The sequence below is a fragment of the Streptomyces venezuelae genome (assembly GCF_008642295.1).
Lineage (GTDB): Bacteria > Actinomycetota > Actinomycetes > Streptomycetales > Streptomycetaceae > Streptomyces > Streptomyces venezuelae_C.
Genome location: NZ_CP029190.1, coordinates 5170813 through 5197118 on the forward strand (window position 1 = coordinate 5170813; position 26306 = coordinate 5197118).

A 26306-nucleotide genomic window follows, 5' to 3' on the forward strand; every position below is an offset into this window, starting at 1 on the left:
GCCTTATCCGGGCGGCCGGTCGGAGGCCCGGGGTTCGCTACCGTGGCGGTCATGATGGAAGTACGCCGAGGCGCGGACCGGTACCGGGGCGGGGACGAGGCGGCCGGGATCGACACCCGGCACGCGTTCTCCTTCGGAAATTTCTACGACCCGGACAACCTGCGGTTCGGCCCGGTCCTCGCGGTCAACGAGGAGAGACTGGCCCCGGGCGCGGGCTTCGACGAGCACCCGCACAGCCACACGGAGATCGTCACCTGGGTGGTCGAGGGCGAGCTGACGCACAAGGACACCGCCGGTCACACCGGCACCGTCCGGCCCGGCGACCTCCAGCACCTGAGCGCGGCCGGCGGGGTGCGGCACATCGAGCGCAACGAGGGCACCGAGCCGCTGCGGTTCGTGCAGATGTGGCTGGCGCCCGCCGATGCCGCCGCGCAGGCCGGCGCGGATCCCTCGTACGGGATCGTCCGCCGGATCGCGGACGCCACACCGTACGAGCTGCCGGCCGCGGCGGCGGTGCTCCACATCCGGCGGCCGGGCGCGGGCGAACGGATCGCCCTGCCGGCTGCACCCCGGGTGTACGTGCACGTGGTGCGCGGGGACCTGCGGCTGGACGGGACGGAGCTGGGGCCCGGGGACTCGGTGCGGATCACCGGCACGGGGTCCCCGGAGGAGAGCAAGGACCTCGCGATCCTGGCCGGGTCCCCGGGGGAACTGCTGATCTGGGAACTGCCCTAGCGGGTGTCCGGTGGACGCAGCCCCGTCCGTCAGGCGGAGCGCGCGAGTTCCGCCAGCACCCCGTCGGTGAACGGCGGCCAGGCCTCGACCGCCCACGGGCCGAACGCGCGGTCGGTCAGCGCCACGCAGGCGGCGCCGGCCTGCGGGTCCACCCACAGGAAGGTGCCGGACTGGCCGAAGTGCCCGAAGGTGCGCGCGGAAGAGCCGGATCCGGTCCAGTGCGGGGACTTGCCGTTGCGGATCTCCATCCCGAGGCCCCAGTCGTTGGGGGACTGGATTCCGTAGCCGGGCAGCACCCCCTTGAGGCCCGGGTGGACCACCGAGGTGGCCTCGGCGACCGTCGACGCATCGAGCAGCCGGGGCGACTGGAGCTCGGCGGCGAACCGCACCAGGTCGGCGACGGTGGACACGCCGTCCTTCGCCGGCGAACCCTCCAGCGCGGTCGAGGCCATGCCCAGCGGCTCGAACACGGCCTGCTGGAGGTATTCGGCGAAGGGGATGCCGGTGGCCTTGGCGATGTGGTCGCCGAGGACCTCGAAGCCGGCGTTGGAGTAGAGCCGGCGCTGCCCGGCCGGGGCCATGGCGCGGTGCTCGTCGAAGGCCAGTCCGCTGGTGTGGGCCAGCAGGTGACGGACCGTCGAGCCCTCCGGGCCGGCCGGCTCGTCGAGTTCGACCGCGCCCTCCTCGTAGGCGACCAGGGCGGCGTACGCGGTCAGCGGCTTGGTGACGGAGGCCAGCGGGAAGCGGTGGTCCACCGGTCCGTGCGCACCGGCGATGCTGCCGTCCGCCCGGACGACGGCCGCGGCGGCGGTCGGCACCGGCCAGTTCTCGATGACGCGCAGACTTTCCATGCTCTCCAGGCCCTCCAGGCTCTCCATGCCGCCGAGCCTACTTGCTTGGAGTGCGCTCCAGGGATTTAGCGTGGGCGCCATGAGCCTGACGGAGACGCGGTACACGATCAGCGAGGTCGAGGCCCGGACCGGTCTGAGCCAGCACACGCTGCGCTGGTACGAGCGGATCGGGCTGATGCCCCAGGTGGACCGCTCGCACTCCGGGCAGCGCCGGTTCACCGACCGGGACCTGGACTGGCTGGCCTTCGTGGGCAAGCTGCGGGCCACCGGGATGTCGGTGGCGGACATGGTCCGGTACGCGGAACTGGTCCGCGCCGGCGAGCACACCTCCGGGGCCCGGCGGGAGCTGCTGGAGCGGACCAGGGACGAGGTGCGGGCGCGGATCGCGGAACTGTCGGACGCGCTCGCCGTACTGGACCTCAAGATCGGAACGTATGCGGGGAGGAACTGCGGTGGGCAGTAACGGAATAGGTGCCGGGACCGGGATCGGGCGGGTACGGCTGGGGGCGGACGGCCCGGAGGTCGGCGTCCAGGGCCTCGGCTGCATGGGCATGAGCGAGTTCTACGGGGACACGGACGAGGCGGCGGCCCGGGACACCCTGGACGCGGCCCTGGCGGCCGGGGTGACCCTGCTGGACACGGCGGACATCTACGGCCGCGGGCGGAACGAGGAGTTCCTGGCGCCGTTCCTGGCCGCGCACCGGGAGGAGGTGGTGCTGGCGACCAAGTTCGCCATCGAGCGCACCGACGACCCGCACCACCGGGGCATCCGCAATGACCGCCGGTACCTGCGGCAGGCGGTGGAGGCCAGTCTGAAGCGGCTGGGAATCGAGACCATCGACCTGTACTACATGCACCGGCGGGACCCGGCGGTGCCGCTGGCCGAGTCGGTGGGGGCGATGGCCGAGCTGGTGGCCGAGGGCAAGGTGCGGCACCTCGGCCTGAGCGAGGTCACCGGCGCGGAGCTGCGCGAGGCGCACGCGGTGCACCCGATCGCCGCGCTGCAGTCGGAGTGGTCGCTGTTCAGCCGGGATGTGGAGCGCAGCGCGGTGGCCGCGGCGGCGGAGCTGGGGGTGGCCTTCGTGCCGTACTCCCCGCTCGGGCGGGGCTTCCTGACCGGTGCGTTCGCGGATGCCGGTGCCGATCTGTCCGCGGGTGACTTCCGGCGCTTCCAGCCCCGGTTCACCGGCGACAACGCCCGGTCCAATGCGGCCCTGCTGGCCCCGGTCCGGGAGATTGCGGCGGGCCACGGGGCCACCCCGGCACAGATCGCGCTGGCCTGGGTGCACCAGCGGGCCGAGGTCCACGGTCTGACCGTGGTCCCGATCCCGGGCACCCGGCACTCCGGCCGGCTCGCGGAGAACGTGGCAGCCGCCCGGATCACCCTGACGCCCGCGGAGCTGGCGGCCCTGGAACCCCTGGCCGCCGAGGTCGCGGGCGACCGCTACCCGGACATGAGCTCCACCTCGGCGGCCCGCGAATAGCCACGGGGGCCGGGGCCGGGGCCGGGGTGAAGCCACGGCCCCGGCGCCCCGCCGGGCCCGCTCAGCGGGTCAGCCGGCCTCGGTGGAGAAACGATCCCGCAGGGCCGTGTACTCCGCGTCCGTCAGCAGTCCCGCCCCGTGCAGCTCGCTCAAGTGCCGCATCCGGTCCGAGGTTTCGGGCGACAGCCGGGCCGCCGGCACCGAGGCCACCGGGGTCCGCGCCCGCACGGCGGCCAGCACCGCCGCCGCGAACGGCAGCGACTCGTGCACCGCCCCGTACCCCACCGCGAAGACCACCGCGGCCGGATCCTGGTCCGGCGCGGTGTCCGGGCCGCCGCCGTCCTCGCGCAGCCGCAGCCGCAGATGCCCGCCCGGGCGCTCCGGGGAGTGCCACTCCACCCCGCTCAGCGCGGTCAGCGGGTACTCCCGGTCGCCGGTCTTCCACTTGGTGCTGCTGGCGCCCGTACGGGACCAGCGGAACGTGACGGCGGAGCCGTCGAAAGCGGCCCGCGCGTCGTACGCCTTGAGCACAACGGGCGGCTCCGGCACCTCCACCAGGAAGGCCGGGGCCTCCTCGGCCGGGCCCAGCTCCGGGCGCACCGCCTCGATCAGGGAAGCGGCCTGCGGCGCCCGGTCGCCCGGCAGCACCAGCCGGTACGGGTCGCAGACCTCCTTGAGCTGCCCGTCGGCGAGCTCCATCAGCGGGTCCGCGCCCGGTCTCGGCGCGGCTCGCAGCACGCTGGTGTCCCGCTTGCCCGGAGTCAGGCTCAGCCCGGACAGCGCCTCGTACGGGATACGCCGCTCCCCGAGCGCGTTCCACAGTCGCCGTGTCCTGATCCCCCGTGCGAAGCGGATGAGCACCGAGTCCGAGTCGAACTCCCAGACGGCATGATTTCCGGCCAGTACGTCACCCATGCGGGCCATGGTAAGGGGCGGCGGGCTCGGCCGGGAGTCTCGCTGCCAAGACCGGTTTCCTGACGATTCCCCGGTCTCTACCCGCGTCAGTCCGCTTCTGTCCCGGAAATACCGCGGAGGCACGCCTCATCCTGAGGTGCGCACACCACGGAAGCGTATGAGCCGGTTCCGATTTTGGCGAAGTTGTCCACCGAGACCGTGCCTGGCTCGAAATAGCCGGTGTGGTTCTTCGCCCCGGCCGAGGACAGCAGCCGTGCCCCGAAGTCCTCGGACATCGGGTCCGCCCCGTGGCCCACGCCGCCGACCTCCAGGTGCGGCACGTCCGCGATCCAGTCGCCCTGGGCCCGGGTCGCCCACACCTGGGCGGTGGCACCCAGCTCGTCCACGTTCCCGGCCCGCATGCCGGGGCTGCCCGCCACCACGATGTCGGTGACCCGGCGCGGCAGCCGGGACGCCGCGACCCCGCAGACCACGGAGCCGTAGCTGTGGCAGAACAGGGTCGTGGTGGCGTCCGAGGGCAGCGCCGCGGTGAGGGCCACCAGCCGTACCCCGCCGTCCACGGCCATCCGGCCGGTGGCCGCGTCCACCCCGACGCCGCCCGGCGCGGTGTAGTCGGCCCAGGCGATCACCGCGGTCGGCAGGCCGGGGGCCGCCGCGCGCTGGGCGGCGTACAGCGACTCGGCCATCCCCACCGGGGCGGTCCAGCGGCGCGCCGTCCGCTCGAAGGTCAGCAGGTCGGTGTCGACCCCGGGAACGATCACGGAGATCCGGCGGGCCCGGTCGAGATCGCCGAACACCTCGGCGGCCCGGCCGCCGCCCGTCGGGTCGAAGGCGAGGATCTGCCGGCCTTCGGTCATCATCGATCCGAAGCGGTGCACCCGCCGGCCCGCCTCGCCACGGACGGCCGGCGACAGCCGGACGTCCCGCGCCCGGGTCCGCTCCACCGCGCGCGCATGGTCGAGGGCGACCCGGTTGGCGCGGTAGCGCACCGGCGCGGGCGCGCCGTTCAGGTTGCCGACCACCAGCGGGTACCGGTCGGCCAGCCGGGCCTGCTGCGCTCCGTCGAGGCTCGCGAAGAACCGCGCGACCGTCCGCACCGGTGCATCGGCGGGCGGCACCGGCCGGCCGTCGGCCCGGGCTCCGGCCCATTCGGTGAGGGCCGTAGCCCGCGGGGAGACCCCCGCCTCGGGCCGGTACACGCTGGTCCACCCGGTGATCGCCAGCATGACGAACACCACCGCGAGCGCCAGCAGGGCGCGCAGGGTGGTGGGAGAAGCGGGGAGGGGATGGGCGGGGCCGGGCACGTTCACTGGGAAATACCCTAGGAGACGTTTTCCGGACGCGGTGCACAGGGTGGCAGGACTCACGTCCCCGGGGGGTGTGTTGTGTGTCGCCGTGCGCCTCCGGTCAGGCCGGCCGGCCGTGCCAGCCGGCCGCCAGGGCCGGGCCGATCTGGTCCAGGCAGTCCTCGGTCATCCGCCGGATCGCCGCCACGCTGGTGTCCTCGCCCCGCCCCCAGAGCCGTCCGGTCATCCGGATCACCCCGGAGAAGGCGGCCACCGCCACCCGGGGACGCGGGTCGGTGTCCAGGTCCAGGCCCTCGCGGTGGGCGATCAGCCGGGCGATGCGCTCCTCCAGCTCGGTGGACCGGCGCAGGTGCACGGCCAGCAGTGCGGGAGTGGACTCGATCAGCCGGTAGGCGCGCATGTGCAGCTCGACCGGGACCACGTCGGAGAGCGCCTCCTCGAGGGTGTCCCAGGCGGCGAGCACGGAGTTGCGGAGGGCCTCCATGGGGCCCTCGGCGGCGGGCCGGGCCGCCAGCGCGGCCACGAAGTGCGCCTCGACCAGGTCCTGCACCGCGAAGGCCGCCTCCTCCTTGTTGGCGAAGTACCGGAAGAAGGTGCGCTGGGAGACCTCGACCGCCTCGGTGATCTCGTCGACGGTCGTCTGCTCGTAGCCCTGCGAGGTGAAGAGCAGGAGGGCGGAGCGGAGCAGGGCGTCACGGGTGCGCTGCTTCTTGCGTTCGCGCAGTCCGGCCGTCGCCGCCCTCGCCGTCGCGGGCCGCTGGTGGGTGATCACCGCATGGTCCTCTCCGTGCCTTCAGTGCTGTGCTCGCCGACCCCGGGTGAGCGGTCAGGGTACCGGTGCCCGAGCCGGCCGCGGCGGACCCGTTGAGCCGTTCGGGAGCGGTGTCGCGCCTGACACGATCGGGGCATCCCCGAGGTGGCCCCGGCCCCCGCGTTCCGGCGCGGAAGGGTCAACTCCGCGCGCCCGCGGTGCCCACCCGGGCGGCCCGGGCGGGCCTTCCCCTATTCGGATGATCCGCTCCCGGCGGTCTTCCGCCCGGCATCTTCGCAGGTCAGCGTGGTGTCACGGCGATCCGTACGGGCCCCTCGGCCACCCTGGCCACCCGTGCGGGGGACTCGCCGTAGAAGGAGTTGACCGTGATGCGTACCCCTTCCCTGGCCCTGGCCCTCGCCGCCGGCGTGCTGGCCGCCGCTGCCACCGCCACCGCCGCCCTCGCCCTCGTCCCCCAGACATCCCCGGAAGCCACCGCGACGCAGGCCGTCCCGGCGGGCCGGGACAAGCCCGGCGCCCGGGCCGGCGCCCCGCCGGCGCTCGGGCCCTGCGCCACCGGCCAGCTCTGCCTGTGGGCCAAACCCGCCTTCCAGGGGACCCGGCAGGTCCACGAGCTGAGCGGGGTCGACGTGGACGGCTGCACCCCGCTGCCCGCCGGGAAGACCGTGCAGTCCCTGGCCAACCGGCTCGGCCGGCCGGTGACCACGTACCAGTCGGAGGTGTGCGCCGAGACGGGGGAGTTCCAGACCTATCCCGGTGACGGGGTCTGGCTGCCGCAATCCCCGTACCAGATCCGCGCGTTCAAGGTCTGGGAGAACTAGACAGCGCCCACCGTCGGCCCGTGGGCCGATCCGGGGGCCGGTCCGGAGGCCGCCCCGTCCGGGGCCTGTGCGGGTACGCCGCCGGGCCCGGGCGGGACGGCGGGGCCGCCCGCGGACAGCCGGCCGAGCTCGGCGCGCAGCGCGCGCACCTCTCCCTGGAGCTCCCGGATCGCCGCCAGCTGCGCCCGCTCCACCTGGTCGTCCCGCTCGAAGCGGGAGATGAACCAGGCGGCGATATTGGCGGTGACCACACCGAGCAGGGCGATCCCGGACAGCATCAGCCCCACCGCCAGCACCCGGCCGAGGCCGGTGGTGGGGGAGTGGTCCCCGTAGCCGACCGTGGTCATGGTCGTGAACGACCACCACACCGCATCGCCGAGGTTCTTGATGTTGCCGCCCGGCGCGTCCCGCTCCACGCTCAGCACGGCCAGCGAGCCGAACATCATCAGCCCCACCACCGAGCCCGCCACATAGGTGGTCAGCTGCACCTGCGGAGCCATCCGGGCCCTTCGGCCCACCAGCAGCAGGGTGGACACCAGCCGCAGCAGCCGCAGCGGCTGGATCAGCGGCAGCAGGACCGCGGCCAGATCCAGCCAGTGGGTGCGGACGAACAGCCGCCGGTCCTCCGCCAGGCGCAGCCGGACGCAGTAGTCCAGCGCAAAGGCTCCCCACACCGCCCATTCGGCGTGCAGGCACGCCCGCTGTACCGCGGGGCTCGCCTCCGGCACCACGATCGGCACGGCATAGGCCACCGCGAACGCCACGGCGAGCAACAGCAGGGGGAGCTGGGTGCGCCGCTCCCAGCGCACCTGGCGGGACTCTTCCTTCATGCAGGGCATCGTAAAGAACCCGTAAACGCACACACCGACGCAGCCCCGGCCGGACCGGAGCTGCGTCGGCGAAGAACTCAGCGCGAGGAGCGAGGACGGGGGGCAGGGAGGCGGGGCGGGGGCGGGGCAACGCCCCGCGCCCCGGCACCGGGAGCCGAGCCGGCCCCGGTCGCCCCGCCGCCCCGCGGCGGTCAGGCGTCGCCGCCCGCCGCACCCGGGTCGGCCGCGGCCACGTCCAGCAGCTGGTACCGGTCGACGGCCTGCTTCAGCACCGAGCGGTCGATCCGGCCCTCCTTGGCGAGCTCGGTCAGCACCGCCAGCACCACCGACTGCGCGTCGATGTGGAAGAACCGGCGGGCCGCACCCCGGGTGTCGGCGAAGCCGAAGCCGTCCGCACCCAGTGAGGTGTACGCCCCCGGAACCCACCGGGAGATCTGGTCCGGCACCGAGCGCATCCAGTCGGAGACCGCCACGAACGGGCCCTCCGCGCCCGACAGCTTCCGGGTCACATACGGAACCCGCTGCTCCTCCTCCGGGTGGAGCATGTTGTGCTCCTCCACCTCGACGGCCTCCCGGCGCAGCTCGTTCCAGGAGGTCGCCGACCAGACGTCCGCCCGCACGTTCCACTCCGCCGCCAGCAGCCGCTGGGCCTCCAGCGCCCACGGCACGCCCACGCCCGAGGCCATGATCTGCGCCGGGATGGCACCCGTCTGGCCCACCGACACCCGGTGGATGCCCTTGAGGATGCCGTCCACGTCCACATCGGCCGGCTCGGCCGGGTGCTGGATCGGCTCGTTGTAGACGGTCAGGTAGTAGAAGACGTCCTCCGCCTCGGGCCCGTACATCCGCCGCAGACCGTCCTTGACGATGTGCGCGATCTCGTAGCCGTAGGCCGGGTCGTAGGCCACACAGCCCGGGTTGGTCGAGGCCAGCAGCTGCGAGTGGCCGTCGGCGTGCTGGAGGCCTTCACCCGTCAGGGTGGTCCGGCCGGCCGTGGCACCCAGCACGAACCCGCGCGCCAGCTGGTCGGCCATCTGCCAGAACTGGTCGCCGGTGCGCTGGAAGCCGAACATCGAGTAGAAGACGTAGACCGGGATCAGCGGCTCGCCGTGGGTGGCGTACGCCGAGCCGGCGGCGATCAGCGAGGCCGTGCAGCCCGCTTCCGAGATGCCGTCGTGCAGCATCTGGCCGGTCGGCGACTCCTTGTACGCGAGCAGCAGGTCGCGGTCGACCGCCTCGTACTGCTGGCCCAGCGGGTTGTAGATCTTGGCGCTCGGGAAGAAGGCGTCCATGCCGAAGGTGCGGTACTCGTCCGGGGCGATCAGCACGAACCGCTTGCCGATCTCCTTGTCCCGCATCAGGTCCTTCAGGATGCGGACGAAGGCCATGGTCGTCGCGATCGACTGCTGGCCGGAGCCCTTCTTGGCCGCCGCGTAGGTCTTGTCGTCCGGCAGCGCCAGCGGCTTGGCGCGCACCACCCGGGTCGGTACGTACCCGCCCAGCGCGCTGCGCCGGTCGTGCATGTACTGGATCTCCTCGGACTTCGGGCCCGGGTGGTAGTACGGCGGCAGGCCGCCCTCCAGCTGCGCGTCCGTGATCGGGAGGTGCAGCCGGTCCCGGAAGCCCTTGAGGTCGTCGACCGTCAGCTTCTTCATCTGGTGGGTGGCGTTGCGGCCCTCGAAGTTCGGACCCAGCGTCCAGCCCTTGATGGTCTTGGCCAGGATCACCGTCGGCTGGCCCTTGTGGGCCTTGGCCGCCGCATACGCCGCGTAGATCTTCTTGTGGTCGTGGCCGCCGCGTCCCAGGTGCAGGATCTGGGCGTCGGTCATGTTCTCGACCATGGCGCGCAGCCGGTGGTCGTCGCCGAAGAAGTGGTCGCGGATGTATCCGCCGGTCTCGGTCGCGTACGTCTGGAACTGCCCGTCCGGCGTGGTGTTCATCTTGTTGACCAGGATGCCGTCGCGGTCCTGGGCCAGCAGCGGGTCCCAGGAGCGGTCCCAGATCAGCTTGATCACGTTCCAGCCGGCGCCGCGGAAGACGGACTCCAGCTCCTGGATGACCTTGCCGTTGCCGCGGACCGGACCGTCGAGCCGCTGCAGGTTGCAGTTGACCACGAAGGTCAGGTTGTCCAGGCCCTCGCGGGCGGCGAGGGTCAGCTGGCCGAGCGACTCCGGCTCGTCCATCTCGCCGTCGCCGAGGTACGCCCAAACGTGTGACTTGGAGGTGTCCGCGATCCCGCGCGCCTCCATGTACCGGTTCATCCGGGCCTGGTAGATCGCGCCGATCGGGCCCAGGCCCATCGAGACGGTCGGGAACTCCCAGAAATCGGGCATCAGCCGCGGGTGCGGGTAGCTGGACAGGCCGTACGGGGCCTTCGACTTCTCCTGGCGGAAGGCGTCCAGCTGCTGCTCGGAGAGCCGGTCCAGCAGGTAGGCGCGGGCGTACACACCGGGGGAGGCGTGGCCCTGGAAGAAGATCTGGTCGCCGCCGTCCCCCTCGTCCTTGCCCCGGAAGAAGTGGTTGAAACCCACGTCGTAGAGGGAGGCGGAGGAGGCGAAGGTGGCGATGTGGCCGCCCACCCCGATGCCCGGGCGCTGGGCGCGCGAGACCATCACGGCCGCGTTCCAGCGGGTGGCGTTCAGGACCTTCCGCTCGATCTCCTCGTTGCCGGGGAAGAACGGCTCGTCCTTGGTGGCGATGGTGTTGACGTAGTCCGTGCTGCGCATCTCCGGCACGGCCACGCGCTTCTCGCGGGCCCGCTCGATCAGCCGCAGCATCAGGTACCGGGCCCGCTCACGGCCCCGCTCGTCGACGGCAGCGTCCAGGGAGTCGAGCCACTCCCGGGTCTCCTCCGGATCGAAGTCCGGGACCTGACTCGGCAGGCCGCCAATGATGATCGGGTTGCGATCGGATGCGGAAGCCACGCTGTTCCTTCGCTGTCGGGGGAGTCGTGCCCTGAGTCACACCGCCTCCCATCGTGTACCGCCAGGCCGTCATCGTCACCTGTACCGCTAGGTAACCCCTGGAACTTCCGGCGACTGCGTCTGGTGCCGGGGACGTGCCGGGGGACCGGTTCGGGACGGGTCCGGCCAAATCGCAACCTTACGCCCAACCCATTCAGCAGGTCCGTAGGGCCGTTCGTCCCTCAAACAGGTAAGAAAGTCCTCAACGATGCCGAATAGGCTGCAATGGTGTGGGATGAGTCACCGGAGTGCGTCGAGACAGCCGTAATCGTCACCGTTTCGACGGTCTTGACGGCCGGGTACTTGCGCGATCCGCCGCGCCCGTGTGGACTACGCCCAATGCTGCGCGTACGCGCGCGGCCCGAAGACAATCACCGAACATGAGCAGGAGGCACCCCGTGAGCGCGACCGCGGACCACGCGGAGACCAGTCTGGCCGCCCGGCTGGGTTTCCAGTCCGACCAGGTGGTCCAGGAGATCGGCTACGACGAGGACGTCGATCAGGATTTCCGCGAGGTCATTGAGGACCACATCGCCAACGACCTCGTCGACGAGGACTACGACGACGTGGCCGACGCCGTGGTGCTGTGGTTCCGTGAGGACGACGGCGATCTGACGGACGCCCTGGTCGATGCCACCGAGCTGGTCGAGGACAACGCCCTGATCCTGCTGCTGACCCCGAAGACCGGCCGGCCCGGTTACGTGGAGGCCAGTGACATCAGCGAGGCCGCCTCGACCGCGGGGCTGTCGCAGACCAAGAGCGTCAGCGTCGGCAAGGAGTGGGTCGCCAGCCGCCTGATGACCCCCAAGGCCGCAAAGTCCAAGCGCTGACACAAGCGCCCGCAATCCAGCGGACGGGCCCCCGCCGACACCGGTCGGTGGGGGCCCGAGGCTTTTCTCCCGCCCCGCGCGGGGGTGTCTAAGCTTTGCCCTGACAGCCCCATGCCCACCGAAGGGATGCGAGAGATGGCGATCGAGGTCGGAAACAAGGCCCCGGACTTCGAGCTCAAGGACAACCACGGCGCGACGGTCCGGCTCTCGGACTTCCGCGGCGAGAAGAACGTGGTCCTGCTCTTCTACCCCTTCGCCTTCACCGGTGTGTGCACCGGCGAGCTCTGCGAGCTGCGCGACCAGCTGCCGCGCTTCCAGAACGACGAGGTCCAGCTGCTCGCCGTCTCCAACGACTCCGTGCCCACCCTGCGCGTCTTCGCCGAGCAGGAGGGGCTGGAGTACCCGCTGCTCTCGGACTTCTGGCCGCACGGCGAGACCTCCCGCGCCTACGGCGTCTTCGACGAGGAGAAGGGCTGCGCGGTGCGCGGCACCTTCGTCATCGACAAGGACGGCATCGTGCGCTGGACCGTCGTCAACGGCCTGCCGGACGCCCGGGACCTGAACGAGTACATCGCGGCCATCGACAGCCTCTGAGCCGGTCGCCGGTGGCGCGTTCCGGTGCAAAGGGTGCCCATGTCGGGAACCCGTCACTAGGATCCAACCGTTGATCCGGTAGCAACCGCACTACGGGGCCCCGCCCCACACAAGAACCCAATGGAGGATCCGTGGGAGTCAGCCTCAGCAAGGGCGGCAACGTCTCGCTGACCAAGGCCGCCCCCAACCTGACGGCGGTCATCGTCGGTCTGGGCTGGGACGCTCGCACCACCACCGGCACCGAGTTCGACCTCGACGCCAGCGCGCTGCTCACCAACGACCAGGGCAAGGTCGCCGGCGACGGCAATTTCGTCTTCTTCAACAACCTCAAGAGCCCCGACGGCTCGGTGGAGCACACCGGTGACAACCTCACCGGTGAGGGCGAGGGCGACGACGAGCAGATCAAGGTGAACCTCGCCGGTGTCCCGGCCGACGTGCACCGCATCGTCTTCCCGGTGTCGATCTACGACGCCGAGACCCGCCAGCAGAGTTTCGGCCAGGTTCGCAACGCGTTCATCCGCGTGGTGAACCAGGCCGACAACACCGAGCTCGCCCGCTACGACCTGAGCGAGGACGCCTCGACCGAGACCGCCATGGTCTTCGGCGAGCTGTACCGCAACGGCGCGGAGTGGAAGTTCCGTGCCATCGGGCAGGGCTACGCCTCGGGCCTGCGCGGCATCGCGCAGGACTTCGGCGTGAACGTCTGAGCCTGCGGAGCAGGTTCACCCGTCCGGCGCCGTGCACTGACCGTGTGCGGCGCCGGACGGCTTTGCCATCACCACGTCGTCCGGGGAGGACCACAACATGGGCGTCACACTCGCCAAGGGGGGCAATGTCTCCCTCTCCAAGGCCGCACCGAACCTGACCCGGATCCTGGTCGGTCTCGGCTGGGACGCGCGCTCCACCACGGGGGCGGACTTCGACCTCGACGCCAGTGCGCTGCTGTGCAACGGCGGCCGGGTGCTCGGGGACCAGTACTTCGTCTTCTACAACAACCTCAAGAGCCCCGAGGGCTCCGTCGAGCACACAGGTGACAATCTCACCGGCGAGGGCGACGGGGACGACGAATCGATCATCATCGACCTGACCGCGGTGCCGGCCGAGGTGGACAAGATCGTCTTCCCGGTCTCGATCCACGATGCGGACGCCCGCCGGCAGACGTTCGGCCAGGTCACCAATGCGTTCATCCGCGTGGTGAACGAGGCGGACAACCAGGAACTGGCCCGCTACGACCTCTCCGAGGACGCCTCCAGCGAGACCGCAATGATCTTCGGTGAGGTCTACCGGTACGGGGGCGAATGGAAGTTCCGTGCGGTGGGGCAGGGGTACGCGTCGGGCCTCAGGGGCATCGCTCTAGACTTCGGGGTCAACGTTTCGTAAAGCCGTACAAGATCATGGGGTGCCAGTGGTCCTGAAAACCTTCGGCTGGTCGTTCGCCATCACGGCGCTCGGCCTTGCCTTCGCCGCATGGCAGTGGGGGTGGGAGGCGTTCGGGGTCGTACTGATCCTGTCGATCCTCGAGATCTCGCTGTCCTTCGACAATGCGGTCGTCAATGCCGGAATCCTGAAGAAGATGAATGCCTTCTGGCAGAAGATCTTCCTCACCATCGGCATTCTCATCGCGGTGTTCGGTATGCGACTGGTCTTCCCCGTCGCCATCGTCGCGATCAGCGCCCAGGTCGGGCCGATCGAGGCGATCCAGCTCGCGCTGGACGAGCCCGAGCGGTACGAGGCGCTGGTCACCGACGCCCACCCGGCGATCGCCGCGTTCGGTGGCATGTTCCTGCTGATGATCTTCCTGGACTTCATCTTCGAGGACCGTGACCACAAGTGGCTGGCCTGGCTGGAGCGGCCCCTGGCCAAGCTCGGCAAGGTCGACATGCTCTCGGTCTGCATCGCCCTGATCGCGCTGCTGGCCACGGCGATGACCTTCGCCACCAACGCCCACACCAGCACCGGTCATGCGGACAAGTCCTCCACCGTGCTGCTCTCCGGCGTCGCCGGTCTGATCACGTACCTCATCGTCGGCGGTCTCTCCTCCTACTTCGAGAACAAGCTCGAAGAGGAAGAGGAGCGCGAGCACGAGGAGGAGGAGAAGGCCAAGGCGGCCGGCAAGCCGGTCTCCGCGGTCGGCCTGGCCGGCAAGGCGGCGTTCTTCCTCTTCCTCTACCTCGAGGTCCTCGACGCGTCCTTCTCCTTCGACGGGGTCATCGGCGCGTTCGCGATCACCAACCACATCTTCTGGATGGCGCTCGGCCTCGGCATCGGTGCCATGTACGTCCGGTCGCTCACGGTCTACCTGGTCCGCCAGGGCACCCTGGACGACTACGTCTACCTGGAGCACGGCGCGCACTACGCCATCGGCGCGCTCGCCGTCATCCTGCTCATCACCATCGAGCACGAGATCAGCGAGCTCATCACCGGCACCATCGGTGTCGTGCTGATCGCCGCCTCCTTCTGGTCCTCGGTCCGCCGCAACAAGCGGATGGAACTGGAAGCAGCCACGGGGCCGGCCGCCAAGGCATGACCCACCCGCACATGCGGAACCATTGACAGGGGCGGCCTTCCGGCCGCCCCTGTCGGGGTTTTCGAGGTGGGGGGAAATGGCATGGGGTTCTTCGACGGGCTCCGGGGCGGCCGGGCGGCACAGTTCCAGTCGGGCAGCACGTCGTCGAGTGCGATCGAGCTGACCAGGCGGCATCCGACGGTCTCCCTGACCAAACAGGGGGCGGTCACCGGAAACCTGCGGGTCAACCTGTCCTGGCGGATGCGGAGCTCCGACTTCGACGGCGGCCGGTCGGGCCAGAGCGGACAGCTGTTCCGCCATCCGTTCAAACTCTTCAAACCCGACATGGTCCAGGCGCACACCCAGGGCATGGTCAACGTCGACCTGGACATGGGCTGCCTGTACGAGCTGACGGACGGCACCCGGGGCGTGGTCCAGCCCCTGGGCACCCTGCTCGGCGACCTCAACGACCCGCCGTACATCAAGCTCAGCGGGGACGACCGGTTCGGCTCGGGCTCCGGGGAGACCCTGTACATCAACCTCGACCACGCCGAGGAGATCAAACGGCTGCTGGTCTTCGTCTACATCTACGACCAGACCCCGGCCTTCGACCGGACGCACGCCATGGTGACCCTGTACCCGAGCACCGGGCCGCGGATCGAGGTCCCGCTGGACGAGCGCGCCCCGGAGGCCCGTTCCTGCGCCGTGGTCTCCCTGGAGACCGTCAAGGGCGAACTGATCGTCCGCCGGGAGGTCCGGTTCGTGTACGGGTTCCAGGCCGAGCTGGACCGGCTGTACGGCTGGGGGCTCCAGTGGGGCCGGGGCTACAAGACCACCAAGAGCTGACCCGGCCCCGGCCGGCTACCGCCGGATGAACTGCGGGCCCTGGAGCGGCAGCCGGAAGGAGGAATCGCCCCCCGGCACCGGCACCGGGGCCGGGGACACCGGCTGCGGGTACCCGTACGCGGGCTGCGCGGCCGGCGGGGCCTGGGTGGGCGGCGCGGCCGGCAGCGGCGGCACGGCCGGGGCCGGCGGTCGCATCGCCGTGGTCGCGGCCTCGGCGGGCTGCCGCCCTCCGGCCCCCGCGGGGGCCTCCGAGGAGGCCGGGGCATCGGCGGCTCCGGCGGATTCCGCGGCATCACCGGTTTCGTCCACCGAGATCCCGTGGTCGGTGGCGAGGCCCACCAGCCCGTTGGAGTAGCCCTCTCCGAGCGCCCGGAACTTCCAGGCATCGCCCCGCCGGTACAGCTCCCCGCAGATCAGCGCCGTCTCACCGCCGGTCTCGGGCCGTACGTCGAAGTAGGCGAGCGGCTCCGCGCCGCCCGCGCCCGTGGCGTCGTACAGCAGGATCCTCAGGTCCTGGACCCGTTCGAAGGGGACGTCCTCGGCCGAGGCCACCACCAGGATCCGGTCCACCTGTGCCGTGACCGAGCCGAGGTCGGCCTGCACGGCGTCGGTGACCGCCTCGCCGATCCGCTTCTTCCCGAGCCGCCACACCGCCCCGGAGGGGTGCCGCGGCTGGTTGTAGAACACGAAGTCCTCATCCGAGCGCACCCGCCCGTCCGGGCCCACGAGCAGCGCCGAGGCGTCCACGTCCGGCACCTCGGGGCCGTTGGTCCAGCGCAGCACAGCCCGGACCGAGGCGGCGGTCACCGGGATGTTCGAGCCCTTCTGCATCGCGTGCGTCATGCCCGTCATCCTGCCCTGGTGGGGCGGAGCGGGACAATGCGGCCCCCCGTAGCGGGGGCAAGGTGTTGTGCGGGGGCTGTGACGGCCCTTGTGGGGGGTCCGGGCCGCGTGCATGGTGCAAGAGGGTTACCTGGATTTCATGTACTTGAGGAACTCTTGAATCTCATTCGTACGTACTATTACCGGCCACGGCAGATGGGCCGCCGAAGCAGTACGGGGGAAGCAGATGCGTCATTTCGGGCACATAGCGCCCGCGGTCCGCAAGGACCTCTTCCACCGGGAGCCGAACGAATTCACCGCCGACTCGCCGGTGCGCATCCTCGCGGCTGCCCTCGGCGCCACCCTCTACAGCCCCGCGACCCGCCCCCGACTGGCCGCCGACATCCGCAAGCAGGCCGCCCGCGGAGTCGTGTCCATGGTGCTCTGCCTGGAGGATTCCATCGGCGACGCCGAGGTCGAGGGCGGTGAGGACAACCTGGTCCGGCAGTTCGCCGAGCTCGATGCGCAGACCGCGGACGCCGGGGCCGCCGAGCTCCCCCTGCTCTTCATCCGGGTCCGTACCCCGGAGCAGATCCCGGACCTGGTGACCCGGCTCGGCGGCAGCGTCCGCCGATTGGCCGGATTCGTTCTTCCCAAATTCACCGAGAACCGCGGAATCGCCTTCCTGGAGGCCGTCGAAGCCGCCGAGACCGCGGTCGGACAGCGGCTGTACGCCATGCCGGTCCTGGAATCCCCCGAGCTGCTGCACCTCGAAACCCGGGTCGAGGCTCTCGCCGGCATCTCGCGGACGGTCAACCTGCACCGCGAGCGGGTCCTCGCCCTCCGCCTCGGCGTCACCGACTTCTGCTCCGCCTACGGGCTGCGCCGCACGCCCGACATGACCGCGTACGACGTCCAGATCGTCGCCGGCGTGATCGCCGACGTGGTCAACGTGCTCAGCCGGGCCGACGGCACCGGATTCACGGTCACCGGCCCGGTCTGGGAGTACTTCCGCCACCAGCAGCGCATGTTCAAGCCCCAGCTGCGCCGCAGCCCCTTCCTGGAGGGCCGGGCCGAGGAGCTGCGCACCGCGCTCATCGAGCACGACCTGGACGGGCTGCTGCGCGAGATCGAGCTCGACCGGGCGAACGGCCTGCTCGGCAAGACCTGTATCCACCCCACGCACACCACCCCCGTGCACGCCCTGTCGGTGGTCTCCCACGAGGAATTCAGCGACGCCCAGGACATCCTGCGGCCGGAGCAGGGCGGCGGCGGGGTGCTGCGGTCGGCTTATACGAACAAAATGAACGAGGTGAAGCCCCACCGGGCCTGGGCCGAGCGCACCATGCTGCGCGCCGAGGTCTTCGGGGTGGCAAAGGAGGAGGTCGGCTTTGTCGACCTGCTCACGGCCGGACTCCAGGTGTGATGTCCGGGCGGGTGACGAAGGCGACGGAAGGCAAGACGATCGACACGGTGTGGTCGGGTACGTGGGTCGCGGAACGGCTGGGCATACGGCTGGAGGGCGCGAGCGCCGGTGCGGCCGGGGGTGCGGGCGCGGGCGGGGGCGCGGATGCGGGGCCGACGGGGCTGACGGGGCTGCTCGGGCTGGCGCTGCGGCGCAACCCCAAGCGGGCCCACCTGCTGGTTTCGCAGGTGCTCGGCAAGCACGTCCCGCAGTCCCCGTCCGTGGTCCGTGCCGCCGGGTACGGGCTCGGCGAGCGGGTCCGGGAGCTGCTCGGCGAGGCCGCCGGGTCGGCGGTGGTCCTCGGCTACGCGGAGACCGCGACCGGGCTGGGCCACTGCGTGGCCGACGGCCTGGGCGTCGCCCCCTACCTGCACTCCACCCGCCGCCCGGTCCCGGGCCTGACCCCGGCCGGCGGCTTCGAGGAGTCCCACTCGCACGCCACCTCCCACCTGCTGCTGCCCGAGGACCCGCAGCTGCTGGCCGGGTCGGGGCCGCTGGTCCTGGTGGACGACGAGTTCTCCACCGGGAACACGGTTCTCAACACCATCCGCGATCTGCACTCCCGGTACCCGCGCGAGCACTACGTGGTGGTGGCCCTGGTCGACATGCGTTCCCCGGCCGACCGGGACCGGCTCGCCGCCTTCGCCGCCGAGCTCGGCGCCCGGGTCGACCTGATCGCCCTGGCGAGCGGCACGGTGCACCTGCCGGAGGGCGTGCTGGAGCGCGGCCGGGCCCTGGTCGCGGAGTACGAGGCGCAGCCGGCCGGAGCCGGAGCCGGAGCCCCGGCCGCGCCGTCCGGTCCGGGCGGAGTCCGGCGGGTCGTCCTCGACTGGCCTGCCGGTGTTCCGGACGGTGGCCGACACGGCTTCACGCCCGCGCACCGGGTCCGGCTGGACGAAGCGTTGCCCCGCCTCGGCGGACAGCTGGCCGCGGCACTCGGAGCGCGGCCCGGCCGGGTCCTCGTACTCGGCAACGAAGAGCTGATGTACGCCCCGCTGCGGCTCGCCACCGCCCTCGAGGAGAGCGGGGCGGCCACCGAGGTCCGGTTCTCCACCACCACCCGCTCGCCCGTGCTCGCCGTGGACGACCCCGGCTATGCCATCCGCACCCGGCTGGAGTTCCCCGCCCACGACGCTCCGGCCGACGGCCCCGGCGCCCGTTTCGCGTACAACGTCGCCGGAGCCGGGTTCGACACCGTGGTCGTGGTGGTCGACTCGGCCGGGGACACTCCCGAACTCCAGTCCGGCCTGCTGGCCGAGCTGCGCCCGCACACCGGCCGGATCCTGCTCGCGGTCGTCCCCTCGTACACGCCCCCGTACACGCCCCCGTACGCGCCTCCGTGCGCAACCGACCGGCAGGAGCCGATCATGCTGCCCGAGCCGTTGCGCGGCCCCGCCTTCTCCTCGTACGCCCCGGAGGACGTCGGCTGGCTCCTCCAGGACCTCTCCGGCGTCGAGCTCGAGGCCCCGACCGAGGAGCGCGAGGAGGCCATCCAGGCGGGCGGCGCGCACTACGCCGAGTCGCTGCCCGTGGAGTACCAGCCCAGCGCCGCCTACCAGCGGCTCTACACCGAGGCGCTGACCGCCTCCGCCGCCCGGATCGCCCGCGCCGTCGGCACGGTCACCGAAACCGTCCTCGCCGAACGGTCCCCGCGTCCGGTCCTGGTCTCGCTGGCCCGCGCCGGGACCCCGGTCGGCGTCCTGATGCGCCGCTGGGCCGCCCACCGGCACGGCCTGGACCTCCCGCACTACGCCGTCTCCATCGTGCGGGGCCGCGGCATCGACGCCAACGCCCTGCGCTGGCTGGCCGCCCACCACGACCCGGCCGACGTGGTCTTCGTCGACGGCTGGACCGGCAAGGGCGCCATCACCCGCGAACTGCGCGAGGCACTGCGGGCCCACAACCAGATCGAGGGGGGCCCGGGCTTCGACCCGGAGATCGTGGTCCTGGCCGACCCCGGCGGCTGCGTCTCCACCTACGGCACCCGCGAGGACTTCCTGATCCCCTCCGCCTGCCTCAACTCCACCGTGTCCGGACTCATATCCCGTACGGTGCTCAGATCCGACCTGGTCGGTCCGGCCGACTTCCACGGCGCGAAGTTCTACCGCGAGCTGGCCGCCGCGGATGTCTCCACCGCCTTCGTGGACACCGTCGCCGCCCGTTTCGACGAGGTCGCCGACGCCGTCGAGGCCGAGCTCAAGGACCTGCCGGCCGCCGACCGCGCCCCCACCTGGGAGGGCTGGGCGGCGGTGGAGCGCATCAGCGAGGAGTACGGCATCCACGATGTGAACCTGGTCAAGCCGGGCGTCGGCGAGACCACCCGGGTGCTGCTGCGCCGGGTGCCGTGGAAGATCCTGGCCCAGCGCGGTGCCGGGGCCGACCTGGACCACGTACGGCTGCTCGCCGAGCAGCGCGGGGTGCCGGTCGAGGAGGTCGACGGGCTGCCGTACACCTGCGTAGGACTCATCCACCCCCGCTTCACACGCGGCGCGACCGGCGCCGACGGAAAGGCTGTGGCCACCTCGTGACTGTCCTGGTAGCAAGCGATCTGGACCGTACGCTCATCTACTCGGCGGCGGCCCTCGGGCTGACCATGCCGGACCCGGAGGCCCCGCGGCTGCTGTGCGTGGAGATCCACGAGGGCAGGCCGCTCTCCTTCATGACGGAGACGGCAGCCGCGCTGCTGGCGGAACTCACCGAGGACCCCTCGGTGGTCTTCGTCCCGACCACCACCCGTACCCGCAAGCAGTACCAGCGGATCAACTTCCCCGGCCGCCCGGCCCCGTACGCCATCTGCGCCAACGGCGGACAGCTGCTGGTGGACGGGGTCCCGGACCGGGCCTGGCGGCGCACGGTCGCGGCCCGGCTGGCGGAGGAGTGCGCCCCGCTGGAGGAGGTGCACGCCCACCTGCTGGCCGTCGCGGACCCGGCGTGGCTGCGCAAGGCGCGGGTGGCCGAGGACCTGTTCGCCTACCTGGTGGTGGAGCGGGCGCTGGTGCCGGAGGAGTGGCTGAAGGCGCTGGCGGAGTGGGCCGAGTCCCGCGGCTGGACGGTTTCCCTCCAGGGCCGCAAGATCTACGCGGTGCCGCGCCCGCTGACCAAGAGCGCGGCGATGCGGGAGGTGGCCCGGCGCACCGGCGCGGAGCTCACCCTGGCGGCGGGCGACTCGCTGCTGGACGCGGACCTGCTGCTGGCCGCGGACCGGGCCTGGCGGCCCGGCCACGGTGAACTGGCGGATTCGGAGTGGACCGCTCCGGGGGTGCGGGCGCTGGCCGAGGCGGGTGTCCTGGCGGGCGAGACGATCGTCAGGGAATTCGGCAGGACGGCGGGCGTTGGCACACTGGCCCCATGACCAAGGGCAACAGCACCAAAATCACCGATGAGTTGTACGCCTACATGCTCGCGCAGAACCCGCCGCTGGACCCGGTTCAGCGCGGGCTGATCGCGACCACCTGGGAGAAGTTCCCGGACTCGGCCGGCATGCAGTCGGCGGAGGAGCAGGGCCCGCTGCTGGCCTTCCTGGTCCGGCTGACCGGCGCCCGGCACATCGTGGAGGTCGGCACCTTCACCGGCTTCTCCACCCTGTCCATGGCCCAGGCCCTGCCGGCCGACGGCCGGATCATCGCCTGCGACATCTCCGAGGAGTGGACGGCGTACGGCCGCCGGGCCTGGGAGGAGGCGGGTGTCGCCGACCGGATCGACCTGCGGATCGCGCCGGCCCTGGACACGCTGCGCGCGATGCCCACGGAGCCGCACATCGACCTGGCGTACGTGGACGCGGACAAGGGCAACCAGATCGCGTACTGGGAAGAACTGGTTCCGCGCCTCCGCCCGGGCGGCCTGATCGTCACCGACAACACGCTGTTCCACGGCACGGTGCTGGACCCGTCCGAGACGGGTGCGGGCGCGGTCATCCGGGCGTTCAACGAGCATGTGCGCGCGGACCGGCGGATGGACAGCGTCCTGCTGGCCATCTCGGACGGCCTGACCCTGTCCCGCCGTGCCTAGGTTCTGCCGCGCCCGGGGCGTCCGGGGCCTCTAGCAGCAGCCCCCGCCGCCGCAGCACCCGCCGCCGCCTCCGCCGGCCGGGGCGGCGGGGGCGCTGCCCGTCCCGCCGACGGCGACGGCGACGGCGGAGAGGAGCTTGACGGTGTCGGCGTGCCCGGCGGGGCAGTCGGCGGGGGCGGAGGACTCGGCCATCGGACGGCTGACCTCGAAGGTGTCGTCGCAGGTCCGGCAGCGGTATTCGTAGCGAGGCATGCGCACAGGCTAAGGTGCGCCGGCCCCGGCGGACCAGCTTCAGAGCCGGTGGGCGAGGCCGGCCCGCTGCTCGCGGGCGGCCTGCTCGGGGTGGCGGGCCCGCCAGTACGGGTTGTCGTGCGGCAGGGCGCTGCCCACCCGCCCGTACATCCCGAACCACATCAGCATCACGCCGACGACAAAGCTGAACAGCACGTTCTGGATCTCGAAGGCCAGGAAGTTGAGCCCGGTGTCGAGCAGCGCCAGGTTCACGAACCCGCTGGCGATGAACGCCAGGCCCAGCACGATGTTCAGGGTCGAGGCGAAGGTCCCGCCGATGACCATCCCGGTGAACAGCAGCAGCCCGACGCAGATCGACAGCACGCTCAGCGCGCCGTTGGTGTTCAGCGCGAGCACCGTGTCGCCGCCGGTGTCGAAGAACCCGATGCGGTCGATGAGCCCCAGGATCCCGAAGACGACCAGCAGCAGGCCCGTCAGGCCGGCGCCGACCCGGTAGACCTTGCTCAGCTTGTGATCGGTGGGCAGATGGTCGTCGAGCCGGGCATTGACCGGGTGCAGCAGGCGCCGGACCAGGTGGCTGCGTTCCGGTTCGTGGGTCTCGTACGGTTCGTGGGCCACGTAGGGCGCGTAATGCTCATGGGGCTCGGTGCACCCGTAGGCCGCGTGCGGTGCATACGACTCCGGAGGGACCGCGGGCGACGTCCGAGACCTGCGTGACGTATGCGACGTATGGAACCTGTGGGACGTGTGGGCAGCCATGGCGCCCTCCTCTGCTCCGTTCCCTGCCCCCAGCATCCGCCGCACCGCCCCAGGCGACAACTTCCGACTGCGGGTGGCGCCGGCGTCGGGAGGGTCAGCGCGGAGTACGCCCAGCCCGGATGTCGCCGACCACCCGGCCCACGGCCTCCCGTACGTCCTCCAGCTCCCGGAGGAAATGCCAGTAGTCGGGGTGGCGGTCCTCCAGGCCCGCCATCGCCCGGTCCACCCGGGCCACCGCCTCGTCCAGCGGTCGCGCATGCCGGGGATCGGGCACGGTACGGCCCTCCATCGCCAGCCGCTGCGCGTCCCGGATCGCGAACCGGGTCCGCTGCACTTCCACCTGCGGATCCCGGGCCACCGCCTCCAACCGGGCCAGCCGGTCCTGAGCAGCCGAAACGGCCTCGTCCACGGAATCGAGGAGCGCCCGTACGGTGCCGAACAGCGCGGTGGCGTCCGCCCACCGCTGCTCCTCCCGGGCCTTGCCCGCCTCCCGCAGCCGCTCCTCGGCATGCGCCACGTCCCGGGCGGCCTGCTCGGGCACCGGCTGCAGGTCCTGCCAGCACGCCGCGCTGAACCGGCGGCGCAGCTCGCTCAGCACCGGATCGACTCGCTCCGCGCGGTTCCGCAGCGCCTGCGCCCGGGTCCGCAGGCTCACCAGCCGGCGGTCCATCTCCGCGGCCCGCTCCGGCAGCCGCTCGGCCTCGGCGCGTATGGCCTCCGCGTCGCGCAGGATCCGGTCGGCCCGCTGGAGCGTCTCGGGTACGCCGTGCTGCCCGGCCCCCTGGGTCAGCTTGGTCAGCTCCGGCCCGAGCGCGGCCAGCCGCGCCGCGAGCTCATCGGCCCGCATCCCGGCGGCCCGCACCGCGTCCAGCGCGTTGCTGGCGGCCAGCAACGCGGCCCTGGCCCGCTCCCGCGCCGGCGCCACCTGCGCCAGCTGGCTCTCCGCCCGGTCCAGCAACGGCTGCAACCCCTGCGCGAACCGCTCCAGCTCCCCCTTGACCCGGACCAGGTCCTCCCGCGCCCGCACCAACTGCTGCTTGGCACGTGCTGCGGTCCCGGAATCCAGATCGACCCGGTCGAGATCGTGTGCGTCGACGGCCTCGATGTACGCGTGGCTGACCTCATCGATCCGCCGCCCCAGCGCCCCGAACCCCTCGACGGCCTGCCGGCCCGCCGGACTCCCGTCCACCGCGGCGATGGTCTCCACCGAGATCCGCAGATCCCGCTGCGCGGTGTCCAGCTCGTAGAAAGCCGCGGCGGCGGCATCCTTCGCGGCCTGCGCATCCGCCCGCCGGCTCTCGTCCCGCCCACCGAACCACCGCCGGGATGCCGTCGTCACAATCCCTCTCCCGTACCGCGTCCGCCCTGCCCCACCCTGCCTCGCTCCATTCTCACCCACCCCCGGTCGTTTGCGTCGGGGGCATGCCCTGCATGTAGGCTGTCCACTCATCCACGGGTGCGTAGCTCAGGGGTAGAGCGCTGCTCTTACAAAGCAGATGTCGGCGGTTCGAAACCGTCCGCGCCCACCGGTCAGAAGGCCCCCGCCCATCACGGCGGGGGCCTTCGGCATCCACATCTGACATCAACGGGGGCGGTCAGGAACGGTCGCGCCGGGTCCTGAGCAGCCGGTCCATGTGCCCGACTGCCTCGCGCTGCGTGTCCTGTACGACGTGGGCGTAGACGTTCATAGTGACGGCAATCTGCGAGTGCCCCAGGATCTCCATCACCACCCGGGGCGGCACCCCGGCGGCGGTCAGCAACGTTGCGGTTCCGTGCCGGGCATCGTGCAGCCGAACGACCCGGGGCCCGGCGTCTCTCGCCACGCGGGTGAAGGACCGATAGACGTTCCGCGGCTCGATGGGCCGCCCGGTCCGAGTGGTGAACACGTACCCGGTCTCCTCCCACTTGTCGCCCGCGTTCTCTCGCATGGCGGCCTGCCGCATCCGCTGCCAGCGCAGGGGAGCGACGCAGATCCCGGGCAGCGGCAGGGTCTGCCGGCGCCGTCGCCCTTTGGGGTCGTCCTCGTAGGCCTCACCCCGAACACGCTGGCGCTGGCTCCGAACCCGGATCTCCCGCTTGTCCAGATCAACGTTCTTCCACCGTAGCCCGACCAACTCACCCCGCCGCAGGCCGAGGGCGATGGCGAGGACGAAGGCGGGGTGCAGCGGGTCCTTGCGGGCGGCGGCGAGGAAGTCCAGGGTCTCGTCCAGCTCCCACGGCGACATTTCGCGAACCTGCACCTTGGGCGGCTCGACAAGCGTCACCACGTTCCGGCTGACATGTTCTTCCGGGCAGGCCGCTGCCAGGGCCGTCCGCAGCACTCGGTGCGACTCCTTGGCGGTCGCCGCACTGGTGCGCTTCTGCAGCTGAGCCAGGGACCGCCTACATCGGTGACGCCCAGCGACTCCAGCCGCTTCGTACCGAGCAACGGCACCAGGTAGAGCCGGACATGAGTCTCGTACTTGACGTACGTTGTGCGCTTGCGGTGCGGCCGGACGATGGTCTCCAGCCAGTACGGCAGCCACTCGGCGAGCTTCGCCGATCGGGTGGGCACAGGCACGCCTTGGTCCACCTTGGCGAGCAGCTCACGCCGCTAGGTATCGCACTCGGTCCAGGACTTGCCGCAGGCGAACTTCCGGGCGCGGGTGCCGTCGGGCTGGAGGACGTACACGGCCGCCTGATAACGCCCGTCCTTCCGCTGGGTGATGGTGCCGGCACCGTTGGGTTGCGCTTGCGTTGTGTGGCCATCAGGAAGCCTCCCCGATCTCGTGGTCGATGAATCTCCGGACGGCGTCAGCGGGGATGCGGCGGGCGCGGCCGATGGTGATGGACACGAGCCGCCGGGACAGGATCAGGTCGTAGACGGTCGAGCGCCCGAGCCTGAGCAGCTCCATGACCTCGGGCACGGTCAGCAGTTCGGGGGCGGCGGTGGTCATGACGCGGCTCCTTCCAGGACGAGTTGGTCGTGCAGGGCCCCGCTTGCGGTCCGACGGTTGAGCTGGATGTCTCGGGCGATGGTCGCGGCCAGGACGGATTCGCCGGGCGAGTGCCCGTGGCCGGCGTACTGCCAGGAGGCGAGGACGAGCACGGTGTCCGGCTCGGCGTCCCAGTCGTTGGCGACGGTCCAGCCCGTGATGTGGATCGGGTCGGAGCAGCCGCCGGTACGGCGTATCTGGTCTTCCCAGCGGGCGTATCCGGAAGCCCCGGCCACCCTCAGCATGTCGCCGAGGAGGCCGGGGTCCAGGTCCGCGAGGGTCGCGGAGTCGGTCACGCGTTCACCGTCCGGCTGAGACGGCGGGTGGAGCGGCGGGTGCCGGTGCCGTGGCAGACAGGGCAATGAGCGGTGATGGTGCGCAGGGTGCCGGTACGGTCCCGGCCGCCGAGCGTGATGTGCACGGCGGGGAAGCCGTTACGCATCTGGCCCGCTTGGAGGCGCGCCGCTTTCCCTCTGGTGCGGTGCCTCCGGCGGGGGCGCTCCGACTCCGGGATGCCCGGGGCCCGTCCTGCGTCTGCCGACGGTTCGTGATGAGGGCGCCCTGTCGTTAA

Annotated in this window: 26 protein-coding genes, 1 tRNA gene and 2 pseudogenes; 15 read left to right on the plus strand and 14 right to left on the minus strand. The window is 71.5% G+C overall.

Features of this window, described 5'->3' with window-relative positions; translation table 11 throughout:
• Positions 1–51 precede the first annotated feature (51 nt).
• Positions 52–735: a pirin family protein gene (locus tag DEJ50_RS23250; protein ID WP_190344652.1), complete on the plus strand. Its 684-nt coding sequence runs from the start codon at positions 52–54 to the stop codon at positions 733–735.
• A 29-nt stretch (positions 736–764) separates the two neighbouring features.
• On the opposite strand, the gene DEJ50_RS23255 is transcribed toward DEJ50_RS23250, so the two are convergent.
• Complete coding sequence (locus DEJ50_RS23255; RefSeq protein ID WP_150210001.1) at positions 765–1586, minus strand: serine hydrolase domain-containing protein; 822 nt, start codon at positions 1584–1586, stop codon at positions 765–767.
• Positions 1587–1665: 79 nt separating this feature from the next.
• On the opposite strand from DEJ50_RS23255, the gene DEJ50_RS23260 reads away from it, so the two are divergent.
• Both DEJ50_RS23260 and DEJ50_RS23265 read left to right on the plus strand, forming a co-directional pair.
• Entirely contained in the window at positions 1666–2049 is a 384-nt protein-coding gene (locus tag DEJ50_RS23260) for a MerR family transcriptional regulator (protein ID WP_223837878.1), read from the plus strand.
• Positions 2039–3070 carry an aldo/keto reductase gene (locus DEJ50_RS23265; protein ID WP_223837879.1) on the plus strand — a complete coding sequence of 344 codons (1032 nt, stop codon included), beginning with the start codon at positions 2039–2041 and terminating at the stop codon, positions 3068–3070. Before DEJ50_RS23260 ends, DEJ50_RS23265 begins: the two co-directional genes overlap by 11 nt.
• Before the next feature lie 69 nt (positions 3071–3139).
• On the opposite strand, the gene DEJ50_RS23270 is transcribed toward DEJ50_RS23265, so the two are convergent.
• The 3 genes from DEJ50_RS23270 to DEJ50_RS23280 all read right to left on the minus strand — a co-directional run bounded on the left by DEJ50_RS23270 (position 3140) and on the right by DEJ50_RS23280 (position 6061).
• Positions 3140–3985 carry a DUF4429 domain-containing protein gene (locus tag DEJ50_RS23270; protein WP_150210007.1) on the minus strand — a complete coding sequence of 282 codons (846 nt, stop codon included), beginning with the start codon at positions 3983–3985 and terminating at the stop codon, positions 3140–3142.
• Positions 3986–4071: 86 nt separating this feature from the next.
• Complete coding sequence (locus DEJ50_RS23275; RefSeq protein ID WP_190345021.1) at positions 4072–5211, minus strand: alpha/beta hydrolase; 1140 nt, start codon at positions 5209–5211, stop codon at positions 4072–4074.
• 181 nt (positions 5212–5392) lie between these two features.
• The gene (locus tag DEJ50_RS23280; protein WP_150212307.1) at positions 5393–6061 is read right to left on the minus strand and encodes a TetR family transcriptional regulator; all 669 of its coding nucleotides are present in this window, start codon (positions 6059–6061) and stop codon (positions 5393–5395) included.
• Between the two features lie 371 nt (positions 6062–6432).
• On the opposite strand from DEJ50_RS23280, the gene DEJ50_RS23285 reads away from it, so the two are divergent.
• Positions 6433–6885 (plus strand): peptidase inhibitor family I36 protein, encoded by a 453-nt coding sequence (locus DEJ50_RS23285; RefSeq protein WP_150210009.1) that lies wholly within the window; start codon positions 6433–6435, stop codon positions 6883–6885.
• On the opposite strand, the gene DEJ50_RS23290 is transcribed toward DEJ50_RS23285, so the two are convergent.
• The gene (locus tag DEJ50_RS23290; protein ID WP_150210011.1) at positions 6882–7715 is read right to left on the minus strand and encodes a potassium channel family protein; all 834 of its coding nucleotides are present in this window, start codon (positions 7713–7715) and stop codon (positions 6882–6884) included. The two genes, DEJ50_RS23285 and DEJ50_RS23290, sit on opposite strands and share 4 nt — an antisense overlap.
• A 191-nt stretch (positions 7716–7906) precedes the next feature.
• A complete protein-coding gene (aceE, locus tag DEJ50_RS23295; protein ID WP_150210013.1) occupies positions 7907–10639 on the minus strand; it encodes a pyruvate dehydrogenase (acetyl-transferring), homodimeric type in 2733 nt (910 codons plus the stop codon).
• A gap of 437 nt (positions 10640–11076) precedes the next feature.
• Here aceE and DEJ50_RS23300 point away from each other — a divergent pair, with 437 nt between their 5' ends.
• From DEJ50_RS23300 to DEJ50_RS23325, 6 genes are all read left to right on the plus strand, one after another.
• Positions 11077–11508: a DUF3052 domain-containing protein gene (locus DEJ50_RS23300; protein WP_190344654.1), complete on the plus strand. Its 432-nt coding sequence runs from the start codon at positions 11077–11079 to the stop codon at positions 11506–11508.
• A 135-nt stretch (positions 11509–11643) separates the two neighbouring features.
• Positions 11644–12102, plus strand: a complete 459-nt coding sequence (locus DEJ50_RS23305) for a peroxiredoxin (RefSeq protein ID WP_150210016.1) — start codon at positions 11644–11646, stop codon at positions 12100–12102.
• Between the two features lie 131 nt (positions 12103–12233).
• A complete protein-coding gene (locus DEJ50_RS23310; protein WP_150210018.1) occupies positions 12234–12809 on the plus strand; it encodes a TerD family protein in 576 nt (191 codons plus the stop codon).
• A 97-nt stretch (positions 12810–12906) separates the two neighbouring features.
• Positions 12907–13482 carry a TerD family protein gene (locus DEJ50_RS23315; protein ID WP_150210020.1) on the plus strand — a complete coding sequence of 192 codons (576 nt, stop codon included), beginning with the start codon at positions 12907–12909 and terminating at the stop codon, positions 13480–13482.
• A gap of 25 nt (positions 13483–13507) precedes the next feature.
• Positions 13508–14629, plus strand: coding sequence for a DUF475 domain-containing protein (locus DEJ50_RS23320; RefSeq protein WP_150212308.1), 1122 nt, complete (start codon positions 13508–13510; stop codon positions 14627–14629).
• A gap of 81 nt (positions 14630–14710) precedes the next feature.
• Positions 14711–15454 carry a Tellurium resistance gene (locus DEJ50_RS23325; protein WP_150210022.1) on the plus strand — a complete coding sequence of 248 codons (744 nt, stop codon included), beginning with the start codon at positions 14711–14713 and terminating at the stop codon, positions 15452–15454.
• Positions 15455–15469: 15 nt separating this feature from the next.
• Here the strand turns inward: DEJ50_RS23325 and DEJ50_RS23330 are convergent, their stop codons facing one another.
• Positions 15470–16297 (minus strand): TerD family protein, encoded by an 828-nt coding sequence (locus DEJ50_RS23330; protein WP_150210023.1) that lies wholly within the window; start codon positions 16295–16297, stop codon positions 15470–15472.
• A 226-nt stretch (positions 16298–16523) separates the two neighbouring features.
• On the opposite strand from DEJ50_RS23330, the gene DEJ50_RS23335 reads away from it, so the two are divergent.
• The 4 genes from DEJ50_RS23335 to DEJ50_RS23350 are packed head-to-tail and all read left to right on the plus strand — an operon-like array spanning position 16524 to position 21749.
• Positions 16524–17702 (plus strand): HpcH/HpaI aldolase/citrate lyase family protein, encoded by a 1179-nt coding sequence (locus DEJ50_RS23335; protein ID WP_150210025.1) that lies wholly within the window; start codon positions 16524–16526, stop codon positions 17700–17702.
• Complete coding sequence (locus DEJ50_RS23340) at positions 17702–20269, plus strand: phosphoribosyltransferase (protein ID WP_150210027.1); 2568 nt, start codon at positions 17702–17704, stop codon at positions 20267–20269. Before DEJ50_RS23335 ends, DEJ50_RS23340 begins: the two co-directional genes overlap by 1 nt.
• Complete coding sequence (locus tag DEJ50_RS23345; RefSeq protein ID WP_150210028.1) at positions 20266–21093, plus strand: HAD family hydrolase; 828 nt, start codon at positions 20266–20268, stop codon at positions 21091–21093. Before DEJ50_RS23340 ends, DEJ50_RS23345 begins: the two co-directional genes overlap by 4 nt.
• Positions 21090–21749 (plus strand): O-methyltransferase, encoded by a 660-nt coding sequence (locus DEJ50_RS23350; RefSeq protein WP_150210030.1) that lies wholly within the window; start codon positions 21090–21092, stop codon positions 21747–21749. Before DEJ50_RS23345 ends, DEJ50_RS23350 begins: the two co-directional genes overlap by 4 nt.
• Positions 21750–21779: 30 nt before the next feature.
• Here the strand turns inward: DEJ50_RS23350 and DEJ50_RS23355 are convergent, their stop codons facing one another.
• The 3 genes from DEJ50_RS23355 to DEJ50_RS23365 form a co-directional block, all read right to left on the minus strand.
• The gene (locus tag DEJ50_RS23355; RefSeq protein ID WP_150210032.1) at positions 21780–22001 is read right to left on the minus strand and encodes an FmdB family zinc ribbon protein; all 222 of its coding nucleotides are present in this window, start codon (positions 21999–22001) and stop codon (positions 21780–21782) included.
• 39 nt (positions 22002–22040) lie between these two features.
• Positions 22041–22760 carry a DUF4383 domain-containing protein gene (locus DEJ50_RS23360; protein ID WP_317852562.1) on the minus strand — a complete coding sequence of 240 codons (720 nt, stop codon included), beginning with the start codon at positions 22758–22760 and terminating at the stop codon, positions 22041–22043.
• 94 nt (positions 22761–22854) lie between these two features.
• Complete coding sequence (locus DEJ50_RS23365) at positions 22855–24099, minus strand: hypothetical protein (protein WP_411757635.1); 1245 nt, start codon at positions 24097–24099, stop codon at positions 22855–22857.
• Between the two features lie 115 nt (positions 24100–24214).
• On the opposite strand from DEJ50_RS23365, the gene DEJ50_RS23370 reads away from it, so the two are divergent.
• Positions 24215–24286, plus strand: a tRNA-Val gene (locus DEJ50_RS23370).
• A gap of 69 nt (positions 24287–24355) precedes the next feature.
• On the opposite strand, the pseudogene DEJ50_RS23375 reads toward DEJ50_RS23370, so the two are convergent.
• From DEJ50_RS23375 to DEJ50_RS34055, 4 genes and pseudogenes are all read right to left on the minus strand, one after another.
• Positions 24356–25508: pseudogene (locus tag DEJ50_RS23375) on the minus strand (tyrosine-type recombinase/integrase).
• On the minus strand, positions 25508–25696 hold the full coding sequence (locus DEJ50_RS23380) for a helix-turn-helix domain-containing protein (protein ID WP_150210036.1): 189 nt from the start codon (positions 25694–25696) through the stop codon (positions 25508–25510). The pseudogene DEJ50_RS23375 and the gene DEJ50_RS23380 overlap by 1 nt, the downstream one beginning before the upstream one ends.
• Positions 25693–25866 (minus strand): annotated as a pseudogene (locus tag DEJ50_RS34045) (replication initiation protein); the annotation flags it as partial. The gene DEJ50_RS23380 and the pseudogene DEJ50_RS34045, both read right to left, overlap by 4 nt.
• A gap of 161 nt (positions 25867–26027) precedes the next feature.
• On the minus strand, positions 26028–26177 hold the full coding sequence (locus tag DEJ50_RS34055; RefSeq protein WP_190344656.1) for a hypothetical protein: 150 nt from the start codon (positions 26175–26177) through the stop codon (positions 26028–26030).
• Between the last annotated feature and the right edge of the window lie 129 nt (positions 26178–26306).